Annotated in this window: 2 protein-coding genes; one reads left to right on the top strand and one right to left on the bottom strand. The window is 64.3% G+C overall.

Annotation, left to right across the window (positions count from 1 at the left end):
* Positions 1-877, top strand: an 877-nt coding sequence (locus ABD140_RS38125; protein WP_344247603.1) for a WD40 repeat domain-containing protein, incomplete at its 5' end; no start/stop codon positions are given.
* Positions 878-923: 46 nt separating this feature from the next.
* Here the strand turns inward: ABD140_RS38125 and ABD140_RS38120 are convergent.
* Complete coding sequence (locus tag ABD140_RS38120; RefSeq protein ID WP_344247601.1) at positions 924-2,936, bottom strand: protein kinase domain-containing protein; 2,013 nt, start codon at positions 2,934-2,936, stop codon at positions 924-926.
* Positions 2,937-3,195: the final 259 nt, after the last annotated feature.

The raw sequence follows: 3,195 nt of genomic DNA, 5'->3' as shown, positions 1-3,195 counted from the left end.
GCCCCTCATCGGCCATACCGATTTCGTCCTCTCGGTGGCGTTCAGTCCCGACGGCAAGACTCTGGCCACCGGCAGTGGCGACAAGACGGTGCGGTTGTGGGACGCAGCCACCCGTAAGCAGATCGGCCAGCCCCTCATCGGCCATACCGATTTCGTCCTCTCGGTGGCGTTCAGTCCCGACGGCAAGACTCTGGCCACCGGCAGTGAAGACAAGACGGTGCGGTTGTGGGACGCAGCCACCCGTAAGCAGATCGGCCAGCCCCTCATCGGCCATACCGATTGGATCCGCTCGGTGGCGTTCAGTCCCGACGGCAAGACTCTGGCCACCGGCAGTGGCGACAAGACGGTGTGGTTGTGGGACGCAGCCACCCGTAAGCAGATCGGCCGGCCTCTCACTAGTCACACCGAAAGCGTTGCCTCGGTGGCATTCAGTCCCGACGGCAAGACCCTCGCCACCAGCAGTGATGCGATGGTGTGGTTGTGGGACGCGGCCACCCGTAAGCAGATCGGCCGGCCTCTCATCGGCCATACCGATTGGATCCGCTCGGTGGCGTTCAGCCCCGACGGCAAGACTCTGGCCACCGGCAGTGGCGACAAGACGGTGTGGTTGTGGGACGCAGCCACCCGTAAGCAGATCGGCCGGCCTCTCACTAGTCACACCGAAAGCGTTGCCTCGGTGGCATTCAGTCCCGACGGCAAGACCCTCGCCACCAGCAGTGATGCGATGGTGTGGTTGTGGGACGCGGCCACCCGTAAGCAGATCGGCCGGCCTCTCATCGGCCATACCGATTGGATCCGCTCGGTGGCGTTCAGCCCCGACGGCAAGACTCTGGCCACCGGCAGTGAAGACAAGACGGTGCGGTTGTGGCGGCCATGAACCTGACCACCGAGAGGGGGAACCTCACCTCTGACAGCTGGCCTGTTCAGAGCTCCCACAACCGCACCCTCTTATCGTTACTGCCGGTGGCGAGAATTTTCCCGTCGGGGCTGAACGCCACCGAAGTGACCCGGCTAGTGTGGCCAGTGAGGGGTCTGCGAATATGGTTGTGGGTGGTCATATCCCACAACCATATCGTGCTAGCCCAGCCGCTAGTGGCCAGGGTCTTGCCGTCGGGACTGAACGCCACTGAAGTGATTTCGTGGATATGGCCGGTAAAGGGTTTGCCGATCGGGGTGCGGGTGCTCACATCCCACAACCGCACCTTGCTATCCCAATTCCCGGTGACACCCGTAATACTCCAGATGCCGGTGGCCAGGGTTTTGCCGTCGGGACTGAACGCCACCGAAGTGATCCAGCTGGTGTGGGCGGTAAGGGGTTTGCCGATCGGGGTGCGGGTGCTCACATTCCACAACCAGACCTTGCCGTCCAAACTGCCGGTGGCCAGGGTCTTGCCGTCGGGACTGAACGCCACCGAAGTGACTTTACCGGTGTGGGCGGTAAGGGGTTTGCCGATCGGGGTGCGGGTGGCCACCCCCCACAACCGCACTGTCTCGTCATTGCTGCCGGTGGCCAGGGTCTTGCCGTCGGGACTGAACGCCACCGAAGTGATCCAGCTGGTGTGGGCGGTAAGGGGTTTGCCGATCGGGGTGCGGGTGGCCACCCCCCACAACCGCACTGTCTCGTCATTGCTGCCGGTGGCCAGGGTCTTGCCGTCGGGACTGAACGCCACCGAAGTGATCCAGCTGGTGTGGGCGGTAAGGGGTTTGCCGATCGGGGTGCGGGTGGCCACCCCCCACAACCAGACCTTGCCGTCCGAACTGCCGGTGGCCAGGGTCTTGCCGTCGGGACTGAACGCCACCGAAGTGACCTCGTTGGGGTGGACGAGGTCCGGGTCGGGGGTGCGGAGGTAGATCGGGACTGCGGTGACCGCACCGGCGGCGGCTATGGCGATGAGGATGTTGCGGCGGGTGAGATGCCGATGACGACGGCTCGCAGGCGGATCGGAACGTGAGGCGCCGGGTAGAGGCCGCTCCACAGGGGCAGAGGGGTCGGGCCGGTGGGAAGCACGTCCGGGCGGCATCGTGTCGGGGGGCGGAGTGTCGAACAGGGTGGAGAGTTCGAGCACGGGGGGCGGAGCCGGAGGCGGTATCAAGGCTTCGAGGGCGACCAAGCCTGTCTCGATGGTCTGCCTCATCGAAGCAGCGTCCGGGTAGCGGTCTCGCGGATCCTTGGCCAGCGCATTTGTGATCACCTCGTCCCAGAACGGCACCAAGGCGGAGTTGATCTGGGAAGGCGGATTCGGGGTTTTCTGGAGATGCTGGAAGAGGACAGCGGTGGGCGAGTCCCCAGTGAAGGGCGGCCGACCGGTGAGCATCTCGTACAGGACGCACCCGGTGGAGTACAGGTCCGAACGCTCATCGGCGGGCCTGCCTTCGGCCTGCTCGGGCGACATGTAGGACGGCGTGCCGATCACAACCCCAGTCGCGGTCAGCCGGGTGGCCGTCTGCGACAGGAGCCGGGCGATTCCGAAGTCCATCACCTTCACCCGCACCCGCCCATCGGCGCGGTGGACCATGATGTTGGCGGGCTTGATGTCGCGGTGCACCACCTTTCGCCCGTGGCTGTGCTCCAACGCCTCCAACACCGCCGAGATGATCTGCCCGGTTTCCCGTGGTGTCGGCGGCTCCCTCCGCATCAGCTCCGCTAGCGTTGCGCCCTTTACCAGCTCCATCACCAGATACGGGACCGGCTCCTCGTCGTCGGTATCCTCGCCGATGTCGTGGACGACCGCGATGTTCGGATGCGACAGGCTCGCCGCGGCCCGCGCCTCACGACGGAACCGTGCCCGGAAGTCCCCACTGCGCAGCAACTCGGTGGGGAGTACCTTGACCGCCACAATCCGCTCCAGCTCTCGGTCGCGGGCCTGGTGTACCACCCCCATGCCGCCCCGACCCAGAGGCTTCAGTAGTTCATACCGTCCCGACAGGACCCTCACCACAGACCACCTGCTCGCCGCATGATCTACATCAAAGCACGGACAAAACCGGTTTTCACCTTCATAGCCAACCAAGACTGCAACCAGATGGATCTACTGCTACATCAATTGATCGCCCTGTTCTCTTGGTCCTAAAAGGCAAAGGCACTCGCCTGCCGGGTACGATGTTTCCTTAACTCGGACAGTGAGTCTTTTCCATCACGCGGCGATGGCGGCCTCGCGGTTGTGAAGAACGTGGATGGCTTTGGCGAGGTGGCCG

Source organism: Actinocorallia libanotica (assembly GCF_039525175.1).
Taxonomy (GTDB): Bacteria; Actinomycetota; Actinomycetes; order Streptosporangiales; family Streptosporangiaceae; genus Actinocorallia; species Actinocorallia libanotica.
Note: the sequence above shows the minus strand (reverse complement) of the source record. Positions and strands in the feature narration are given on the sequence as shown.